This window comes from Streptococcus sp. DTU_2020_1000888_1_SI_GRL_NUU_041A (assembly GCF_032387735.1).
GTDB lineage: Bacteria > Bacillota > Bacilli > Lactobacillales > Streptococcaceae > Streptococcus > Streptococcus sanguinis.
In genome coordinates, this window is record NZ_CP135591.1 from 1667144 (window position 1) to 1687718 (window position 20575).

The window sequence follows — 20575 nt, forward strand, 5'->3', positions numbered from 1 at the left end:
TTCAATCTTAATAGTTTCTTTTTTGTCCTTTTTTGACGGCTTCCCAGTCACCTGTGATGTTTTCACGCACTCGGACCAGCATTTCCTCCAAGGCTTGAACTTCCGCCTGAGAAAAGCCCTGCAGGGAAGTCTCTTCAGAATAGTCATTTTCAGCCAGGATAAAAGGATAAAGTTTTTCTCCTTTTTCCGTCACAAACCATTCCTTGTTCTTCTTGTTGCCTTTGGCTGCCTTCTGCTGCACCAAGCCCTTGGCCTCTAGCTTCTTAACAGAACGGGCAACCGTTGAGCGATCCACCTTGAGAAGCTCCGACAGCTCCTCTTGAATGATCCCTGGATTCTCCGCGATTCGCACCAGATAAAGATATTGCCCCCGTGCCAGCTCTATGTCACGGAACTCAATATTAGCAATGGAATCCAAAGCCCGGGCGATAATCCCAATTTCCCGCAATACTGACATATCCCCTCCTTAAATTTTTATTTGACTCTATTATAACACATTTTATTGCAAATGCAATAAAATTAACTAAAAATAAAAAAGAGGAAATTCCTCTTTAAATTTGGCAAAAATGTCTTTTTCTAGTTTTCTTCCTTATAGTATTTTTGTAATTCTTCCGCTGAATTAATGACATGTTCCTGCCCATCTACTGAATATTTAGCTGGGATAGTCACGTTCTCAAATACATTCGTTCCTGGCGGAAAGAAGAGTTCGGTTACGTTTTTTACTAATTCAACATTGGTTTCTCTATTTAAGAAAGTAACACGAGGATACTCACCTTGCATGATTTTGTATATTTCAGGATACTTTTGTGCTAGTAGTGTTTTACCTAAATTTTTCTTTAAGTAAGTTTCACCTAAATACAACCCTTTCGAAAACAAAGTTATGCCTTTTCTCTCAAGATTATCTGATAGATTCGTCTGATAAACGAAATTATTATTGTCTGTCATCTTTTGAATATGAACTTCATCAGCATGAACAACTTTATCTTCTTTCAAATCAATATAATAAACCCGATTAGTTTTTTCTATACGATGGTGGAGGAGAATCGGAATGTATTTTTTCTGAGTTGAATAGTCTAGTAAGACCACCTTCGAATTCAGCTCGGAGGGAATTAAGTCTTTATTATAGGAACGGACCAATTTAAAGATATCTAGCTCTTTTTTATCTAATTTCTGGCCATTAAGCTTATAAATGGCTAATCTCCAATATTCCCCTTTCTCTGGTATGTTACGATTAAATTTTTCGACATTTTCTCGGGATGGATTATCCTTCAGTTTCATAAAACTATTTGCAAAATATCCGTTCTCAAAATACATTATCACATCAAATTTCACAGAAGCATAGGACTTTACTTTTGACATTTGCTCCTGTTCTTCAGAATGAATTACTGACCAATGGTAAGCAAGTGCATTGCCATTTTCAAAAATTTTAAACCTTGGTTCATACTCTGGAACATAATATGTAAACTGCCCGTACTTTTCTTGGAACTTCTTTGCCTCTTCCTTGCTCCAAAGGAAATAAACCGCTGCTCCTAGAAGCAAGAGCAAAGCGACCACAATACTCTTCCATTTAGTTAGTTTTTTACTTTTCATACTTATTTATCCTTTTCCACTCCAAAACAACATCAGTCCTCTTCCCCATCCTGCTCTTTCTTCTTGAAAGTAAAGCGTCCAGTGCTTTCAACTTGAAACCCTGACTCACAATAGCTCTGGATACTGGCATTAAGCACTGCGCCGACAATCAAAATTTTAGCAATCATGATAAACCAAAACATCATCACAACCATAATGATAGAGCTGAAAAAGCGAACATCAACTAGGTGATTTAAATAATTATCCATGTAAACAGAAAAGATATTCAGTAAAGCCAGAATGGTCAGGAGCACAAAGGCGCTGCCAGGCAGAACATAGCGTTTTTTGTTGATTTTCACGTTAGGCAGGAAATAATAGAACATGACCAAAACCGCAAAGAGTAAGGCGTAAATCAATGGCTCCGTAAAATGCTGCAAGTGTTGATAAAGCTGGTTATCTAGCTTCCAATAAGTACGGAGGAAATCAAGCGACATATGGCCAAACATGGACAGAAAGAGGGCCAAGGCAAAGAGAATCTGCAGACCTAGACTCACAAAGAGACTCATGACGCGATGAGAAATCAGCCCCCGGCTCTTGGCTACCCCATAGGCTTTGTTAAAGGCAATTTGCAGGAAATTCATGGACTTGGAAAAAGTCCAAAGAGCCGACAAGACTGAGAAACTCAGCAGGCCAGTCGAAGGCTGGGTCAGCACTTCACGCATGACTTTTGCTACAACATCATATAAAGTCTCTGGCAGCATGTCCTTGATAGCTGTCAGAAAATCCGTCACCGGAATGTGAAAATAAGGCAAAATATTCACCACAATTAAGAGCAAGGGAAAAACGGAAATCAGCCAATAATAAGCAACTGCAACGCTGCTCAGCTCACTATCTGCCTCTTTATAAAAACGGAAAAATTCTCTTAAAAACTGATTTTCCCGAACCTTACTAAATAATTTCTTCACTCTCTTCTCCTTCAAAAAAAGCTGAGACAACTGCCCAGCCTTTGATTTCTAATAAGTCCCTTCTTCTCCCTGGCTGGTCAGAATGACAGGACCATCTTTTGTAATGACAAACTGATGCTCATACTGACAGGATAGGCTGCCATCCAGCGTTTTATGTGCCCAGCCGGTCTCAAAGTCCGTATCAATTTCCCAGGTACCTGTATTGATCATGGGCTCGATAGTCAGAACCATTCCCTCACGCAATCGCAAGCCGCGTCCTGCTCGACCGTAATGCGGCACCATAGGCTCCTCATGCATGGTTGGGCCAACACCGTGCCCCACCAAATCCCGCACAACGCCATAGCCATGACTTTCAGCATATTCCTGAATTGCTGCGCCAATGTCACCGATACGATTGCCAACCTTAGCTGCCGCAATTCCACGGTAGAGACATTTTTTGGTCACATCCATCAGCTGCTGAGCCTCTGGGCTAATCTTCCCTACTGCATAGGTCCAGCAAGAGTCTGCCACACCGCCTCGGAAGCTCTCTGTATGCTGCTTCATCTGTGCTATATTGTCAAAATCTAGCTTGGACACATCCAGCTCTGCCTTATCGACCAAGCCAACCACCATATCAACGCTGATGACATCACCTTCTACCAGCTTCTGATGACGAGGAAAGGCATGGGCCACTTCGTCATTAAGAGAGCAGCAAGTCGCATAAGGATAGTCCATGATAGAGCCTTCAACACCAATTTGCAGAGGCAGCACATTGTCTTCTTTACAACGCTTGCGGACATACTCTTCGATGTCCCACATGTCAATTCCTGGCTTAATCAAGTCTCTCAAACCAATATGGACCGAAGCCAGAAAATCTCCACTCTTGTCCATCAAGTCAATTTCACGCTGTGATTTTAAAGTAATCATTCTTTCTCTAAATTCCTCTTCTTAATTAATTTTCACTGTAATCGTCGCTTTGGCAACTAGCATCGCTTCCAGATACATCTCAAAGTCAATAATGGCTGTCCGCCTAGTTTGACGGATAATGCGCGGCTGAATATGCAGCAGGTCATCAATCTGGACCGCCTGAAAGAAATAAATCATCAGTTGATCGATAATCAAGCTGCGGCCGCTGTTGACCATGAGCTGCTGGGTAATCCGAGTCAAAATTTCTGTCAGCACACCGTTGGCCAGCACACCATTTTGCTCCAGCATAAAAGGCTCAACGGTAAATGAAAACAAATCATCCTGACGGCTAATCTTCTGTCCTACTTGCTCACTGAAAGTCGGCAGGCTAGAAATTTGAGAACGGCTCATTTTTTCCATAATGTCCCGCCGCGTAATCACACCTAGCAAGGTCTGATTGCTGCGCACTACTGGTATCATTTCAAAATCTTCTGCAATCATGCGCTGGCTGATATTAGCAATATTGGCAGATAGGCCTGTCATAAAGATGTTTTTCGACATGACCTTGTCCAAGGTTGTCAGAGGAGACTTATCCCCCGCGTCTCGCATGGTTACTACTCCTACCAGCATCTGCTGCTGGTTGATAACCGGAAACCGGCTGGCACGATTGCGACGAACCAAGTCCAAATAGTCACGAACAGTATCAGTATCATGCAAGAAGCCATACTCGTGGCTGGAGCGATAGACCTGCTCCACTGTTAAAATATCGGTCTTGATCTGCATATTGGACAGGGCCCGATTAATCATGGTTGCAACGGTATAGGTATCGTGCTTGGTCCTGAGAACCGGTATATTAAGCAGATTAGCCATCTTCAGAACTTCCGAGCTGACTTCAAAGCCTCCGGTTACCAGCACCGCATTCTCATTTTCCAGAGCCAAGAGCTGAATTTTCGTCCGGTCTCCGACAATCAGAAGACCACCCTCTGTCAGATAGCGCAGGATATTCTGCTCCGTCATAGCTCCGATGGAGAATTTATTAAATTCTTTTTCCAGACCATCTTCTCCGGCCAATACTTCTGAGCCAGTAATATCAACGATTTCCTTGTAGGTCAGATGCTCCAAGACCACTTTCTTGGACTTAACCCGAACCGTACCACTCCGAGGTCTGGTCTCAACAATACCGCGGTTCTCCGCTTCCTTGATAGCTCGATAGGCCGTCCCATCGCTGACTCCCAGATAGTTTGAAATACTGCGGACACTGACCCTCTTGCCGATTGGAAGATTTTCAAGATAGGTTAAAATTTCCTGATGCTTACTCATTAAAATCTCCTCTCTCATAACGGTACTCCAGATAATCTCTCATCTTCCTCGTGTACCGATCGCTCCCTTTAAACAGCCGGTAGAGGCTGAAGCCAGATTTTTGAGCCACCTTTTGACTAGCTAGGTTCTCTGCATGAGTGATAATACTGAGGCGTTTGAAGCCAAAGCGGGTAAAAGATAGAAAAGCAATCTCTCGAACAATTTCTGTCATCATCCCTTGTCCCCAGTAGTCTTTCCGCAGAAAATAGCCTAACTCAGCCTCTTTCTTGATCTCGTCCATCTTTTCAAACTTGACAGAGCCAATCATTTCCTGCGTTTCCTTGTGACAAATGGCCCAAATCCCCAGAGGATTTTTCATAAAGAAATTGGCAATGACGTATTCACTTTCCTCTAGGCTTGCTTCTGTCGGAAAGATGAACTGAGTATTTTCCGGATTGGACGCAATCTTATATAGGGCCCCTGCATCTTCAAAGACAATAGGCCGCAAAAAAGCATGCTCTGTCTCAATAAATGAACAAGCTGCTAAATGTGTCCACAAATTCATCTGCTACCTCTACAAAAAATAAGCGAAAAACGCTTATTCTTCTATCAACTGGATATCTGCACCCAGACTTGTTAATTTTTCAATAATATTAGAATAGCCACGCAGGATAAACTCGATATTAGTAATCTCTGTCTTTCCTTGAGCCATCAAACCTGCAATAACCAAGGCAGCTCCTGCTCGTAAATCGGTCGCCTTGACCTGAGCTCCCTGCAGTTGATTTGGTCCCTCATAGACAATCTGGTCGCTGCTAGTTGAAATTTTGCCTGCCATCTTAGCTAGCTCCGCCACATGGTTAACCCGCTTCTCATAGATGGTGTCCGTAATCTTACCGTGGCCATTAGCCGTCAGCAAGAGCGGAGTGATGGGCTGTTGTAGGTCAGTTGCAAAGCCTGGATAAGGAGAAGTCTTAATGTTTATAGCTCGCAGATTTTGCTGCTCTTCAACAAAAATGCTGTCTTCAGAAACCGTCATCCGAACACCCATCTCCTCAAGCTTGGCAATAAAACTTTCCAAATGCTCATAAAGGACATTATTAATCTGAATTCCCTGACCAATAGCTGCAGCAAGAGCGATATAAGTTCCTGCCTCGATACGGTCTGGAATCACTTGATGACGCGTTCCATGGAGATGTGGAACCCCCTCAATCGTAATAATATCAGTTCCTGCTCCGCGGATATGTGCTCCCATATTGTTCAAGAGAGTTGCCACATCAATGATTTCAGGCTCTCTCGCTGCATTTTCAATAATAGTCCGACCTTTGGCCTTGACAGCAGCCAACATAGTATTGATGGTGGCACCCACGCTGACCGTATCCATATAAATGCTAGCGCCTTTCAGCTGCTGACCTCCTGTGGATAGGTTCATGTAGTTGCCGTCCATGGTCATCTTAGCCCCCATGGCTTCAAAAGCCTTGAGGTGCAAGTCAATAGGACGCGGACCCAAGTCACAACCACCAGGCAGACCTACCGTTGCTTCACCATAGCGACCAAGCAAACTGCCATAGAAATAATAAGAAGCCCTTAGACTGTTGATTTTTCCATAAGGCATAGGGACGTTTTGGATACCACGCGGATCAATCGTCAGACTGTCCTCAGAGCTAGTAACACTAGCCCCCATGGCAATCATAATTTCAATCAGACTATCCACGTCCGAAATATCCGGAACGCCATCCAACGTTACAATATCATCTGCCAGAATCACAGCCGGAATCAAGGCAACGACACTGTTTTTAGCACCATTAATAGTCACCTCTCCTTTTAAGGGGCGACCACCATGTATTACAATTTTTTTCATGTTTAAAATAAAGCTCTTTCAAGGTATTACCATTTATTATACCACAGATTCGGGAAATTTCCTATACTTTTAGATAAATAAGACAATTGAAATTAAAATGAAACAGGGAAAATTGCTTTTTCAACAGTTCTTTCAGAAAAATACAGTGTTACCAAGACTGAGAGAAGCGCAAGGCTAGACTGCTTGCCTTGTAAAAGCCACCTATATGAAAAAGCTCTCAACCATTACGATTGAGAACTGTCATCTTACTGCACTGCTGCTTTCAAAGCCTCTACCTTATCCAACTTTTCCCAAGGCAGGTCAACGTCTGTCCTACCCATGTGGCCATAAGCTGCTGTCTGACGGTAGATTGGTCGTTTTAGATCCAGCATTTGAATGATACCGGCCGGACGCAGATCAAAAATCTGACGAACTGCTTCCTGCAATTTGCTTTCTGCAACAGTACCAGTGCCAAAAGTATCGATGCGTACAGAAACCGGCTGAGCCACACCAATGGCATAGGCTAACTGTACTTCTGCTTTCTTGGCCAGTCCCGCCGCCACTATGTTTTTAGCAATGTAACGAGCTGCGTATGAAGCTGAGCGGTCGACCTTGGTTGCATCCTTACCAGAGAAGGCACCGCCACCATGACGAGCATAACCGCCGTAAGTATCCACAATAATCTTACGTCCAGTCAAGCCAGAGTCACCTTGCGGGCCGCCAATTACAAAGCGACCGGTTGGATTGATGAAGAATTTCGTCTTATCATCCAAATATTGGGCTGGGATAACTGCTTTAATTACCTTTTCAATCACATCACGATGAATCTCTTCATTGGTCGCATCTGGATCATGCTGAGTCGAAATAACTACCGTATCCACGCGCACAGGCTGGTCATTTTCATCATACTCAACGGTCACCTGTGACTTAGCATCTGGACGCAGATAGGCAATCTCTCCTGATTTGCGCAATTCCGCCAATCGACGGACTAGCTTGTGACTGAGCGAGATAGGAAGCGGCATGAGCTCTGGCGTTTCATCCACTGCAAAGCCAAACATAAGCCCCTGGTCTCCAGCACCAATCAAATCCAATGGATCTTGATCCGCATTCCCACGAACTTCCAGAGCTTCATTGACACCCTGAGCAATATCTGGTGATTGCTCCACCAAAGACGGATGCACACCGACTGTCTCAGCTGAAAATCCATACTCTGTATTGGTGTAGCCAATCTCTGCAATGGTATCTCGAACCACACGGTTAATATCTACATAAGCTGTGGTCGAAATCTCACCAAAAACATGAACTGAGCCCGTATAAACGGCTGTTTCAGCAGCCACATGGGCATCTGGATCCTGACTCAAGACAGCATCCAAAATAGCATCGGAAATTTGGTCTGCAATCTTATCAGGATGCCCCTCCGATACAGACTCAGACGTGAAAAGTTTACGTTCTGACATAGAAATGTCCCCCCTTAAATAAATTGTTATAGAGTTACAAAGTACTGATAGAAAGAACTACCACCTTATCGGGACTATATAACTTCTTCATTATACCACTTTTCGCTAAAAAATTCAGAATTTTTTAAATAGAAAAAGCTATAGACGAAAACTATAGCTTTATTATTTAGATTTACTTGGATTGAATAGGCCACTAAACTCACATATTCAAAGTACACTAAACCAAATCCGTTTGAGCAATGGCCTTCTTGACATCATCCAGCGGCAAATGAACCAGCTCTACTTCTTTATCTTTGTATAGATACTGAGCATAGTCATCTATCCGATATTGGTTGATGTAGACTACCCGCTTGCAGCCGACCTGAAGCAGTTGCTTGGTACAGTTGAGACAGGGAAAATGAGTCACATAAGCCGTAAAGCCCTTGGGAACGCCCCGCTCGGCTCCTTGCAAGATGGCATTGACCTCAGCATGCAAGGTCCGTACGCAGTGACCGTCAATAACCAAACACTCATGGTCAATACAGTGCTCAGTTCCTGAAACCGAACCATTGTAACCAGTTGAAATAACCTTATTATCCTTAACCAGAACAGCGCCAACTTTGGCCCGCTTGCAGGTTGAGCGATTAGCAATTAAGAGAGCCTGAGCCGCAAAATACTGATCCCAAGCTAAACGATTCTCCGACATAATTTCTCCATTCTACTGATTTTTTATTCACATAAGTATCTGTTTTTTCTATTATATCGCAATTCCCTATTTTTAACTAGCTTTACCATGAAATCTGTCTTATCAGTAACAAGCCTTTATCTATACTATAAGTGGCATGGCGGGCTATTTCTTTCTTTATACTTTTCATTAATAGTTATGGAAAAAGAACCAAGGAAATCCTCAGTTCTTATTTTAATTATTTACCAAGCTTAGCTTTAGCTGCATCTGCAAGAGCTGTGAAAGCTGCTGCATCGTTAACAGCCAAGTCAGCCAACATTTTACGGTTAACTTCAATCTCAGCCAATTTCAAACCATGCATCAATTGTGAGTATGAAAGTCCGTTCAAACGAGCTGCCGCATTGATACGAGTGATCCAAAGTTTGCGGAAGTCACGTTTTTTCTGACGACGGTCACGGTATGCATAGTAGTAAGAGTTCATTACTTGCTCTTTTGCAGTACGGAACAAGATATGTTTTGCTCCATAGTAACCTTTAGCTAATTTTAAAATACGTTTACGGCGTTTGCGAGATACAACGCCACCTTTAACACGTGCCATTTATATTTCCTCCAATATTTCCTAGATAATTGTTACAGCAGCTCTTATTTCAGACCTGTAAGCATTGCTTTGATACGCTTGAAGTCTCCTGCATGCACCATTCCTGCTTTGCGAAGATGACGGCGTTGTTTCTTAGTCTTTCCGTGGAAACGGTGAGAAGTGTAAGCACGGAAACGTTTCAAGCCACCAGAACCTGTACGTTTGAAACGTTTAGCTGATGCGCGGTGTGTTTTTTGTTTTGGCATAATGTTTTCTCCTTTTTCTATCTTTCTGACAATCTATTTTTTGTCAGGAATTGGCGCCATCTGCATGAACATCTGACGTCCATCCATCTTAGGCTTTTGCTCAATAATAGCAACATCTTGAGTCGCTTCAGCAAAATCTGCTAAAACTTTAGCCCCGATTTCTTTGTGGGTAATCATCCGGCCTTTGAAGCGGATAGATACCTTTATTTTATTTCCTTTTTCAAGGAACTTGCGTGCGTTGCGAAGTTTAGTGTCAAAGTCTCCCTTGTCGATGGTTGGACTGAGACGGACTTCCTTCACAGTAACAACACTTTGTTTCTTGCGTTGTTCTTTTTGTTTTTTCTGGTACTCAAATTTGAACTTGCCATAGTCCATAATTTTTGCAACAGGTGGTTTAGCTTGTGGCTGAATCAGGACCAAATCGACATTTGCTTCATCCGCAAGAGACTGCGCTTCGCTCAGCGGTTTAATACCTAATTGTTCGCCGTCAAGACCGATCAAGCGAACTTCACGCACACGAATTTCATCATTGATGAATAAGTCTTGTTTTGCTATGGTTTTCACCTCTTTTTTTATTTTTAGAGAAAAACAAGTGCGGACCTGCTAACGCAAACCCGCACTACATGATAATATTTCATTACTGAAACTGAATCCTGTAGAGCCAGACAACGTTAGTCGCAAGGCGAGAAGCTCTCACTTCTGCTTTTCTCAACTCTACTATCATACCAAGTTTCATTTTATTTGTCAATGATTTTTTTCGCTTTTTCTTCGATAAATGCAACAACTTCAGAAATGCCAATACCAGTGGTATCAAAATGTATGGCATCGTCTGCCGGTCTCAATGGCGAAACCTCGCGATGACTGTCCTTATAATCTCGCTCTGCAATTTCTTCTTTCAGTTTCTCCAAATCAGCAGGAATACCTTTTGATAGATTTTCCTTATAACGGCGCTCAGCTCTTTCCTCGACTGAGGCTACCAGATAAATCTTGAGCTCAGCCTGAGGTAAGACAACCGTTCCAATATCACGGCCATCCATGACAATCCCTCCCTGAGCTGCAATTTGCTGCTGCAAGGCCACCAGTTTCTCACGAACTTGAGGAATGGCTGATACCCAGGAAACATTATTAGTAACTTCATTTTCCCGAATCGGGTGAGTCACATCCACATCGCCGACAAAGACTAGCTGCTCACCATCTTCTGCTCGACCAAAACTGACCGAATGATTATTGAGCAAGTCTACAATTTCAGTGGCATCTGCTTCTGTCAAATGATGCCGCAGAGCCAGATAGGTTGCAGCCCGGTACATGGCTCCTGTATCTAAATAAGTATAGCCAAAATCCTTAGCAATAATCTTGGCAACGGTCGATTTTCCACTGGAAGCAGGACCGTCAATCGCAATTTGAATCTGTTTCATAGCTGGCTCCTACTCAATCTTCACAACGTCACCTGGATTGGCATACCAAGAACCAGTAGACATATGAGAAGGGTTAAGCTGTTCCAGCTTGGCAATAGAAATACCTGCACGCGCTGCAATAGCTGCCTCTCCTTCGCCAGGCTGGACAGTCAGAGTTCCTTCAGAGGATTCTGTAGTATTTGCCGCTGGCTGCTCTGCTGTAGAAGACGCTTCACTGCTAGAACTTGCTGCTGAAGTGCCGTAGAAACCTTCCATTTGGGTCTGTCTATTACTTCCTCCAGTAGACAGATAGGTCAGGAAGCATACCACCGCAACCACTAAAATACAGAAAATAATGGTTAATATGGTCAATAAGCGGTCTGCATTCAAGGCGCTAAACTTCTTAGTTCGTTTCAACTTATCTTCTCCGTTATCGTATACATCTTCTTCCCATGGTTCTTTTTCCATGACTTCCTCCTTGAGTTTTTCTTAAAATCTTATTACAATATGGGTATGAAAGTAACACTCATTCCCGAACGGTGCATTGCCTGTGGGCTTTGTCAAACCTACTCAGATCTTTTTGACTATCATGACAATGGCATCGTCAAATTTTACCAGGACGACCAGCTCCTAGAAAAGGAAATTGCTGAGGATCCCGATGTCGTGGAAGCCATCAAAAGCTGCCCAACCCGAGCTCTTTTGAAAGACTAGGATTTTTTGGACTGACTGCCATAGTATGCTTCAAAATAGTCAATATGGGTAAAATTATCTACTAATTCTACCTCACCCTTAAAATGCTCATTAAGGGCCAGGGCATTGACAAAATATTTCTTAGGCCACTTGCGCATACAAAAACTCCGGCTGCGGTTCTGCCCTTTAAAATATAAGGTAATTGACGTCTTAGTCACTTCGACTTTTTCAATATCTGAAATCTTGACCTTTATCGGAGTAAAGGGATTGGCTGTGATAATTCGCAAGGTTCCATCATCATAAATGGTAAAATAACGATGAACTCCCATTCCCAGCAAAACCATGAACAAGAAGAAAGAAAACAGAACAAGAGTCGGCACTCGTGAGCTTTCATACATCAAAGCTAGACCAACAAAAATCGGAATGACCGATAAAGACCAATATATTATCAGGATAGCTACATCTGGCTGCCAGTGATAGCGAACCTTACCGAAAATCTTTATCATGCTCACACCCCCATACTACTAGTTTAGCATAAATTAAGAAAAAATAGAACAGGTAGACTTGCCTATTCTATTTTTTTATTTATGATTTTGCTGTCTTAAAGAAGCTATCAGACAAGTAGCCTTTGCCTCTGACCATATCATACTCAATCAGTTTCAAATCATCTGCTATTTCTTGAGCTTCTTCGTCCAATTCCTTTTTATCCACGCTGGCCTTATGCAATACTTCTGTTAATAAAGCATAGTAAGGTGATACTTTGGAATTTGTCTGCTCCAGTAAGAGAGCGGAGAAATCGCTAGAATTGACTCTTGGATAATCAAGTTTAGGAGTTTCATAATTACTCCAAACGAAATAATCTGTCAGATATTGGCTTTCTGGATCTTCTTTAAAGGCTGACTGAGGATAGAGACCTGGCAGATGATCGCCATAAAAGACGATTGTTACCTTTTTATCTACCTTTGAAAGCTTCTCCAAAAACTCTTTGGTGGCCTGATCTGTATGGTAAAGCATTCTGACATAGCTAGAAAGAGATTCGTTTCCTTCCTTGCTAAAGTCAGGATAGTTGGCAGACATGTAGACAGGATTAGGCTCACTCCAAGGCATGTGGTTCTGCATGGTCATGACAGAGAAAAACTGTCCCTGCTTTCCATTCAAATGCTCCAAGACTTGATTATAGGTCGTTTGATCGCTGTAATTCCCACCAATATTATTACCTTTCAGGCCTTTGGTACCATAGTGAATAAAGGTATCAAATCCCAAATCCTGGTAAATGACATTTCTGGCATAATTGCTAGGGGAGGCCAGATGGATTACTGTCCGATTCTTAGATGAATAAGCATCACTAATGGAAGGGAATCTATTCATCCTCGGGACAATTTCAGTATAGAGAACCGAAATAGATGGAGACAGATTATAAAAAGGCAAACCTGTCAGGGTCTGAAATTCCATGTTGGCCGTTCCTCCACCATAGCCGTCTGACTTCATAAGTCCACTGGTGGTGCGAGTTTTAACTTCCTGAATATAAGGAATTGGATTCTCAGACATAGTAACGCCGTCAACCCGAGCAGGGTCAGAAAAACTTTCACTCAGGAGATAAATTACCGTTTGATCTTCGATTTTATTCTGGCGTTCTTTGTTAATATCTTCCGCAACATTCTTATACTTTTTTTCTATCTCTTGAATCTTTTCCTTAGAATAGCCACGTGGCTCAATCATGGTTGTATCCGACATCTGTGAAAACCAGACAAAAGAAAGGGAGCGCAGCTGTGAATTGACAGTATTTCCCATCCAAGTCAGGTCATGGAAATTATTTAAGATCGAAATAACTGGGATATTCTCTACTATTTTGCCATTCTTTTTAGTAGCAAATATATCCATGACTCCCAAGAAAAAGACCAGGGGCAGGACGAGCAAGAGGAGCTGGTATTTAAGAACGGTAATGAGCTTGCCTGGCAAGATTTTCTTACGCAAATACCAGTAGAGAGCGCCTAAAGCAACTAGTCCCAAGATAGCATAAAATCCGTAATTGCCTCCGAGAAAGTCAAAGAGTGTCTTGGGATTTCTCAGCCAGACCATATCACTAGGCAATATTGGCTCTTGGCGATACTGAAATTTCAGACTGCTGGCTATGGTAGCAACCACTACTAGCGCTGTTATCAGCATGGTTGGCAGGAGAAAATGATTGAAAATCAGGTAAAGAGCCATAAAAATCATGAAAAAAACGATGATTTGAAAGAGACTGGCTCCAGTGAAAAGATACTGATCCAAAACAATCACGTCTCCTCGGATACTATTTTGGATTGTATAGTTAAATATAAGAGCAAACACTGCACTCAACACAAAAGCGACAGAAGCACTGGCTTTATTCTGAGCAAGATCTCGCAATCCCTTCACAGCTAGAAAGCTAGGGAGAGAAAGCAAGATAAAGATAAGTGCGATAAGGCAGAGGAGAGTTAGCATAAAGTTCTGCGTTATTTCCAACTTGCCTTCCTCAAGGAAATTCACTAAATAGCTTTGGTGATGCAGCAATTTCGGCATCTTATCGTCCATCAAAGCAAGAAATAGAAAGAATTGAGATAGAAAAAGATTTTCCAGTACCTCTCTATTTTTCTTATTAACCTGCAAGAACTTACCTGGGAAGCGTTTTTTAAGCTTTGGAAAATGGATAAAAATATACGCAAATAAGAAAATCAAAAGCAAGCCAGGCAGGGAGTTAAACTGCCAAAAATGATTGCTGAAAACCCGTTCTGCTTTGAACTCAAAATCATTGACATGCTGCGTTACTGTCAGTAAGTAAGAAAATCCTGTATAGAGAGCGTAAATAATAGCTGACCATATAAAGAATCTTTTGCTGAAGAGCTGAGACAAAAGCTTGCCCAAGCCAAACAAAAGAGGGAGAAGCATCAGAAAGGCCAGCCACAAGGCTGGATAGTTCCGTAGATCTTCGCCTTCCTCCAACAACAAAACGGTCGTAACAGCGACTGTATCTAAAAATAAAAAACTAATTAGCAGGTATGAGAACTGCTTATAGTGGTTGAGTAAAAATTTCATTTTTCTTTCTGGTAAATAGTTATATTCTCTAGCGAGATTTTTTGTGAATTAAGAATCTCACTTTTTCTTTAAAAGATTGGACAAACGATTTCGTATCTTTTGAGATAAATTTTTCTGACTTAATTTTTCTTTTTGCTCGGCCAGTTCTTCCCTTCTCCTCTGCAAGTCCAGTAAAGAGGGGAGGGAAGATAAGGGCATAATCTTGAAATCATAATGACTGTCCCAAGCTAGATAAACCAATAAATGTTCTAAAACATCAGACAGCTCCTGCTCAGAGGATGGCGAACTTTCTAAGCCCTTCATCTGGAACACACTAGCCAAAGCAGAATATTTGAACCATACAAAGCAACCGTAGACTCTCGTTAGAGAAGGGGCTGTCATAAAGTCAAAAGACTTATGCAAACCAACATCCTGCCAAATAGCAGATAGTCTTGAACGCGGCGGTTCTGACTCAAACAAGCCGTCCCTGACTAGACGAGGTAAATCTGGAATAACCAGCCCTACAGCAGACTCCTTCTCCAACGCTTCTATGCTTGCATCCGCATAATCCACCATCATATTTATCAAATCAGAACGCATAGCTTGATCAAAAACTGCCTGATTCCCCACCAATCTATGAGTAGATAGATGACCGATATAAGCATAGTCTTGCAGAATTTCCTTCTGCTCTAGCATGGCAAGCCAGGCGCGAGATTTCTGACTTAGGACAATCTGAACTTTATTGCCCAGATGACCAAGAGCTGTCTGCAGCTGTTTCAAAACTTCTGGCCGATTTGTTGTCACTAAATACTGATACTGAGACGATAGAGAGAATAGCTTGTTCTGATACTGCTGAAAAATAGGAAGATCCGTTACATGGATATGCAGGAGGACAGGCTGATTTGTCCGATAGTTCGAAGTTGCCTGAGACAAATACTTATCCTGCAGCAAACAAGGAAGGTCTGGACCAAAATGATAGAACAGGTGTTCCCTAATCAGGGAAGTCGGATAGGATGAGTTGGTTTCAAGATCTTCCAGCAAATACCTAGCCAAAAAAGGATTGCCCGTGAGAGCCTTTACCTTTAGAAAAGGAAGCTTTGCTTCCAGAATCCTAAGAGGCTTATAGTATGAAAAATCTGGATGAAGCAATTCTCCTGCTTCTTCCTGACGGGTATCAAGGAGAGCTTGATATCTGAATCCTGCCTCTACAAAACGCTTGGTAAACTTAGTCTCGTAATGGTCTATCACATCTTGAACGTCAGTAAAATCTTCTACCTGCGACCAAAATTCTCGGAAAGCCTTGTCTTTAAGAACTGACTGCTTAAAGGTGACAAAGTAGCTCTGCAGGTGTTCTTCAAAGTATCTGGTCTTGCGAAAATTAGTCATTCCCCAAAAATCGACTTGCGAATCCTCTTCAAAGCGCTGATAAATGGGCGCCAAATCCCATAGTGGACCAAAGCAAGTGTCGTTTATGAGAGTCAGGGAGTCTGAGTTCTCCAAAGTGTCAAAACCCAGCCAGTTAATACCGTCACGCCAGGCTGCAAAATCAAAGCCTCGATTATCACGCTCAAGCAAGTCAGAAATTCCCAAGTCTTCTCTCAGCCGGCATTTGTCCTCATTGCTCAAAGAACTATTTGAAATAAAAAGAATCTTAGAAAAAAGCGGCTTTAGCTGCTCCAATTGATAGAAGACATGACCGCTTATATGATTGCATTTATTGAAATGAACATAGAGTAATATTCGTTCCATGAAAATACCTTATTCTTTACGATTGAGAAATCTTCCAACTGCCATTACGCTGGATTAAGCCAGTGGCAGAATCCTTAGCAGAGACATCGTCATCCTTAATATCCTGGCGATTGACTAAGATAACAGGGTTGTTCTGAGAGTCTGCAAAGGCTAGAATCTGTTCTTCCTGATCCCTCACTGAAACCTGCAGCTTTAACTTAGCGTTATTTATCTGTGACACATGGCACTTATAAGTCAAGCGCTTCTGTCCAGGTCCTTCTGTCGGCTGATCCATGGAATTATCATTGTAAAGCCAGATGGTTCGATCGATATCTGTCAGAGAAAAGGAAACATAGGTCGGTAGGTCTTGATTTACCTGATAAGAAATTTCAAATTCAATCTCTTGTTCAGGGGAAATCTGAGGCGAATGCAAGAGCTTAACCTTCAGATCAGAAACTGCCGCATTCTCAACCTGGAATCCTTCGTTCATGGCTTTTGTTTCAGTTGCATTGTCCAGACTGTACTGGTTGGCCACATCATCTGGATTGCCGATAGCCTTGACCAAGCCATTTTCAATCAAGACAGCCTTATTACAATACTTTTTAACAGCTCCCATATCATGGGTCACCAGAATGGTCGTCTTACCTGACTCCTTGCGGTCTTTGAAATAGTCATTACACTTACGCTGAAAGGCTTCGTCCCCGACAGCCAAAACCTCGTCCAAAATCAGAATATCCCCCTGAGCCTTGATGGCCACAGAAAAGGCCAGACGCACCTGCATACCGCTGGAGTAGTTCTTGAGCTTTTGGTTCATAAACTCTCCCAGCTCAGCAAACTCCACGATATCATCGTACATGGCGTCTACTTCTTCTGTTGAGAATCCCAGCATGGCACCGTTCATATAGACATTTTCGCGGCCAGTTAGTTCTGGATTGAATCCGACACCCAGCTCAATAAAGGAAACCAACTTACCATCAATAGTTACCTTGCCCTTCTCCGGAATATAAATCTCAGAGATAATTTTCAGGAGGGTAGACTTACCAGAGCCATTGCGGCCGACAATCCCGTAGAAGTCACCTTTTTCGACCTCAAAGGAAATATCTTTCAAAACATGCTGTTCTTTGTAGCCTTTAATCCCCTTAAAACGATTGACCAGACTGGTTCTCAAACTCTGAGTAGCCTCAGTAGGCAATCGAAAGAATTTACTTACATGGTCGACTTTTACTGCAATATTATTTGACATTATAAAATCTCCGCAAATCTCTTAGCATTTTTATTAAAGAAGAACAAACCTAGAGCCAATATCACAAAAGGAATCAAGTAAGGGATGAGGGCGATTAGTTTGTTATTCACAATATCCCAGCCTCTGACATTAACAGGAGCAACAATGAAATGGCGCATGTCCTGCAACATCTGGGCAATCGGATTGAGCATCATAATTTTAGCTACAAAAAGTTTTTTACCATCCAAAAGGAAGTTCAGAGAGTAGATAATGGGGCTGGCGTACATTCCAGCCTGAAGAGCCACTTCCCAAATCGGTCCAATATCCCGATACTTTACAAACAAGGAAGACAGCATAAGGGCGCAGCCCATTGCCAAGACCAATACCTCCAGAAAAAGAGGAATAATAACCAGCGTATGCAAGCCGAATTTCACCTGATTAATCAAGGCGAAGAGGAAAACAACGACCAGATTAATCAGGAAATTGATAGCTGCTCCAAGAACTGATGAAAAGACGATGGTATGCTTTGGAAAGTTCAATTTACGCAGCAAATCTCCCCGAGAAACGATGGAAAGCATGCCCATATTGGTAGCTTCGGTAAAGAAAGACCAGAAGACCATCCCCAGCAAGAGTCCTACTGTATAGTGGGGTGTGCCGTCATCAAAGCGCAAAAAGCGGACAAAGACCAGATACATGATGGTAAACATCATCAATGGCTTCAAAATCGACCAGAGATAGCCGACCAAAGACCCTTGATAACGCAACTTAAAATCCGTCTTGATTAATTCTTTCAAAAGAATTCGATTTTTTTTACTAAAAAAATCCATGAATATTACTCCTTATAAGCAAACTTTGTGAGAATGAGGCTTGTAAAAACAAGGGTATGGAAAGTGCGGTTTTTACGATAGGCATACTGGCGAATCCTGCGCCAGCGCTCCTTAAAAGGCACCTCCATAATGGTCACAAAGTTCTCAATTAACTCTCTATTTTCAGCAGTCAGCGGCAGGACCAGCAAATTTCTAGCCTGGGTCTGACTGTCTTTTATCAATTTCCAATATTTGGTAAAAAGAACATGGGGACGAACCCAGTTTTTTACGCGTTTTCTGAGCGTTCGAGCTCCTAGCACATTATTCGAATGCTGGCGATAGAGCTCACCCGGCTTGTCAATATAGACTAGATTGCCAAAGGCCGCAGCCAGCAAGCCCAGATACCAGTCGTGCATGAGCAGTTCATGCTCTTCCTTCCCAGTCCAAAGTTGGGCCAAGGAGCGATTTATCATAGAAACACCGCCCGTCACCGTATTCTCCGTCAACTCTTGGACTAGTTCTGTATTAGCATAATCTGACTGAGTGCGAATCATACTTTCGTGAACAACCTGTAGCTCTTGATCTACGACCTTCAAGTCAGTATAAACCAACAAGGGCAGACTGCTATCATACTTGTCTGCCTCAGCTAATTGCATGGCAATCTTGTCTGGCAGCCAAACGTCATCTTGGTCGCTAAAGAGATAGAAATCCGAATCTTGGTATTTAAGCAGGCTATGAAAACTCTGAATGACACCCAGATTTTGCGGATTTTTCCGATTGATAAAGGCAATGCGGTCATCCTTGTGACAAAAGTCCTCAATGACAGCCCGCGTCCCATCTGTAGAGCCATCATCACGAATCAGCAGCTGCCAATCCCTATATGTCTGCTCTTGGATACTCTTAATCTGCTCGGCCAGAAACTGCTCCCCATTATAGGTGGACAGAAGAATGGTCACTTTCATGATAAAAATAAATCCTCGTATTCACCCACAATTTTTTCCCAGGTGTAGTTTTCTTTCATATTTTCTTTGGCTGCTTGACCTAGCTCCGTAAACTCTGTTTGCGCATCTACTCGGTCAATTAGCTGGGCCAGCTGGCCGGGTTCTTTTTTCCAGTACAGAGCCGTTTCCTTGGCTACCTTCCGATTGAAATCCACATCCAATACCAGATTGGCATCTGTCTGAGCCAGAGCTTCCAAGAGTCCCGGATTGGTCCCACCAACCTCGTGGCCATGTATGTATGCAAAAGCATGATTACGGATATATTTGAGCAGATTCTGATCATAGACCGTCCCAACAAATTTAATGCGAGAATCACGGTCAAAGCCTGTTTTCTGCTTGAGCTCTTCAAAATAGGGATTGCCCTCATGATTGCAGATAATCAGCAAATCACGTTGGGTTTTGGATTTCATAAATTCTTGAATGATGGTTTCATAGTTGTTTTCTGGAACGAAGCGTCCGACAACGAGGTAATAGTCTTTTTCCTTACTGGCCCACTTTTCAAAGAAGACCCTGACCTTGCCTTCGTTTTCCGTCAGATTAGACAGATAAAGGTCGGTTCCATAAGCGATGCAGGTCGTTTTAGACCAAGGATAAGCTTTTTGAATATAGCTTTCAATGCCTTGATTGTCGGCAATAACCAAGTCTGCATGCTTGGTCGTGACCTTTTCAGAATACTTGAGATAGGCTTGAACTGGCTTAGACCACTTGGCCCGCTTCCACTCCAACCCGTCAGGATTGATAAAGAATTTACCGCCTGCCTGATGGATACGACGAGCAAAGGGAAAGATAAAAGCACCAATCGTATTTCCAAGAATGTAAAAAATTGGCTGCTCAATCTGCTCTTTCTTAGCAAACTTGAGGGCATAGGAGACAGCCATCATATCATAGGCAATTACGCGGGCCGGGCCAAGCTTGGGTGGCTTGACTGTAAAGCAGTCTACTCCCTTGTAGTCAAAATGATGAAAAGCTTCATCATCTGATAAGCAAGCCACATGATACTGGATTTGAGAAGAGATTTGATGCTCTGTCAATTTCTCGACAAAGGTTTCAAATCCTCCATATTTGGCAGGAAGTCCCCGACTCCCGATGATGAAGACATGTTTCATGATTTCCCTCAATTCAAGATTTTACAATCCATTCTATTATACCACTTTCTAGTGTGTTTGTATAATACAAAAAGGA

At 42.4% G+C, this 20575-nt stretch carries 22 protein-coding genes and 1 other annotated feature; of the genes, 1 reads left to right on the forward strand and 21 read right to left on the reverse strand.

What is annotated here, in order from left to right:
• Positions 1–7 precede the first annotated feature (7 nt).
• The 14 genes from RSK81_RS08200 to RSK81_RS08265 all read right to left on the reverse strand — a co-directional run bounded on the left by RSK81_RS08200 (position 8) and on the right by RSK81_RS08265 (position 11381).
• Positions 8–457: a MarR family winged helix-turn-helix transcriptional regulator gene (locus tag RSK81_RS08200; protein ID WP_315686489.1), complete on the reverse strand. Its 450-nt coding sequence runs from the start codon at positions 455–457 to the stop codon at positions 8–10.
• Between the two features lie 119 nt (positions 458–576).
• Complete coding sequence (locus RSK81_RS08205; RefSeq protein ID WP_315686491.1) at positions 577–1590, reverse strand: hypothetical protein; 1014 nt, start codon at positions 1588–1590, stop codon at positions 577–579.
• A 32-nt stretch (positions 1591–1622) separates the two neighbouring features.
• A complete protein-coding gene (locus RSK81_RS08210) occupies positions 1623–2549 on the reverse strand; it encodes a YihY/virulence factor BrkB family protein (RefSeq protein WP_185755728.1) in 927 nt (308 codons plus the stop codon).
• Between the two features lie 33 nt (positions 2550–2582).
• Positions 2583–3440: a methionyl aminopeptidase gene (locus tag RSK81_RS08215; protein ID WP_125405076.1), complete on the reverse strand. Its 858-nt coding sequence runs from the start codon at positions 3438–3440 to the stop codon at positions 2583–2585.
• A 21-nt stretch (positions 3441–3461) separates the two neighbouring features.
• Entirely contained in the window at positions 3462–4739 is a 1278-nt protein-coding gene (spxR, locus tag RSK81_RS08220; RefSeq protein ID WP_185755718.1) for a CBS-HotDog domain-containing transcription factor SpxR, read from the reverse strand.
• Positions 4732–5283, reverse strand: a complete 552-nt coding sequence (locus RSK81_RS08225; RefSeq protein ID WP_002917009.1) for a GNAT family N-acetyltransferase — start codon at positions 5281–5283, stop codon at positions 4732–4734. Before RSK81_RS08225 ends, spxR begins: the two co-directional genes overlap by 8 nt.
• A gap of 33 nt (positions 5284–5316) precedes the next feature.
• Positions 5317–6576, reverse strand: coding sequence for a UDP-N-acetylglucosamine 1-carboxyvinyltransferase (locus RSK81_RS08230; RefSeq protein ID WP_002897260.1), 1260 nt, complete (start codon positions 6574–6576; stop codon positions 5317–5319).
• A 245-nt stretch (positions 6577–6821) separates the two neighbouring features.
• Entirely contained in the window at positions 6822–8012 is a 1191-nt protein-coding gene (gene metK / locus RSK81_RS08235; protein WP_004190930.1) for a methionine adenosyltransferase, read from the reverse strand.
• Between the two features lie 217 nt (positions 8013–8229).
• Positions 8230–8697 carry a deoxycytidylate deaminase gene (locus tag RSK81_RS08240; protein ID WP_004190925.1) on the reverse strand — a complete coding sequence of 156 codons (468 nt, stop codon included), beginning with the start codon at positions 8695–8697 and terminating at the stop codon, positions 8230–8232.
• A gap of 217 nt (positions 8698–8914) precedes the next feature.
• On the reverse strand, positions 8915–9274 hold the full coding sequence (gene rplT, locus RSK81_RS08245; protein WP_000124830.1) for a 50S ribosomal protein L20: 360 nt from the start codon (positions 9272–9274) through the stop codon (positions 8915–8917).
• A 44-nt stretch (positions 9275–9318) separates the two neighbouring features.
• On the reverse strand, positions 9319–9519 hold the full coding sequence (gene rpmI, locus RSK81_RS08250) for a 50S ribosomal protein L35 (protein ID WP_002895038.1): 201 nt from the start codon (positions 9517–9519) through the stop codon (positions 9319–9321).
• A 33-nt stretch (positions 9520–9552) separates the two neighbouring features.
• Positions 9553–10083, reverse strand: coding sequence for a translation initiation factor IF-3 (gene infC / locus RSK81_RS08255; RefSeq protein ID WP_002895037.1), 531 nt, complete (start codon positions 10081–10083; stop codon positions 9553–9555).
• 16 nt (positions 10084–10099) lie between these two features.
• Positions 10100–10230 (reverse strand) — a sequence feature (ribosomal protein L20 leader region).
• A gap of 26 nt (positions 10231–10256) precedes the next feature.
• Positions 10257–10934, reverse strand: a complete 678-nt coding sequence (cmk, locus tag RSK81_RS08260; RefSeq protein WP_002897257.1) for a (d)CMP kinase — start codon at positions 10932–10934, stop codon at positions 10257–10259.
• 9 nt (positions 10935–10943) lie between these two features.
• Positions 10944–11381: an SAG1386/EF1546 family surface-associated protein gene (locus RSK81_RS08265; protein ID WP_002897255.1), complete on the reverse strand. Its 438-nt coding sequence runs from the start codon at positions 11379–11381 to the stop codon at positions 10944–10946.
• A 45-nt stretch (positions 11382–11426) separates the two neighbouring features.
• Here RSK81_RS08265 and RSK81_RS08270 point away from each other — a divergent pair, with 45 nt between their 5' ends.
• A complete protein-coding gene (locus RSK81_RS08270; RefSeq protein ID WP_312022720.1) occupies positions 11427–11624 on the forward strand; it encodes a ferredoxin in 198 nt (65 codons plus the stop codon).
• Here RSK81_RS08270 and RSK81_RS08275 read toward each other — a convergent pair.
• From RSK81_RS08275 to cps2T, 7 genes are all read right to left on the reverse strand, one after another.
• Positions 11621–12109 carry an EbsA family protein gene (locus tag RSK81_RS08275; RefSeq protein ID WP_002900006.1) on the reverse strand — a complete coding sequence of 163 codons (489 nt, stop codon included), beginning with the start codon at positions 12107–12109 and terminating at the stop codon, positions 11621–11623. The genes RSK81_RS08270 and RSK81_RS08275 overlap by 4 nt on opposite strands.
• A gap of 79 nt (positions 12110–12188) precedes the next feature.
• Positions 12189–14657, reverse strand: coding sequence for an LTA synthase family protein (locus RSK81_RS08280; protein WP_315686497.1), 2469 nt, complete (start codon positions 14655–14657; stop codon positions 12189–12191).
• A gap of 57 nt (positions 14658–14714) precedes the next feature.
• A complete protein-coding gene (locus RSK81_RS08285) occupies positions 14715–16385 on the reverse strand; it encodes a rhamnan synthesis F family protein (RefSeq protein ID WP_315686498.1) in 1671 nt (556 codons plus the stop codon).
• Positions 16386–16401: 16 nt separating this feature from the next.
• Positions 16402–17607 (reverse strand): ABC transporter ATP-binding protein, encoded by a 1206-nt coding sequence (locus tag RSK81_RS08290; RefSeq protein ID WP_004190912.1) that lies wholly within the window; start codon positions 17605–17607, stop codon positions 16402–16404.
• The gene (locus tag RSK81_RS08295) at positions 17607–18413 is read right to left on the reverse strand and encodes an ABC transporter permease (protein ID WP_004190909.1); all 807 of its coding nucleotides are present in this window, start codon (positions 18411–18413) and stop codon (positions 17607–17609) included. Before RSK81_RS08295 ends, RSK81_RS08290 begins: the two co-directional genes overlap by 1 nt.
• Before the next feature lie 5 nt (positions 18414–18418).
• Positions 18419–19354 carry a glycosyltransferase family 2 protein gene (locus tag RSK81_RS08300; RefSeq protein ID WP_315686499.1) on the reverse strand — a complete coding sequence of 312 codons (936 nt, stop codon included), beginning with the start codon at positions 19352–19354 and terminating at the stop codon, positions 18419–18421.
• Complete coding sequence (cps2T, locus tag RSK81_RS08305; protein WP_315686500.1) at positions 19351–20499, reverse strand: beta 1-4 rhamnosyltransferase Cps2T; 1149 nt, start codon at positions 20497–20499, stop codon at positions 19351–19353. Before cps2T ends, RSK81_RS08300 begins: the two co-directional genes overlap by 4 nt.
• Positions 20500–20575: the final 76 nt, after the last annotated feature.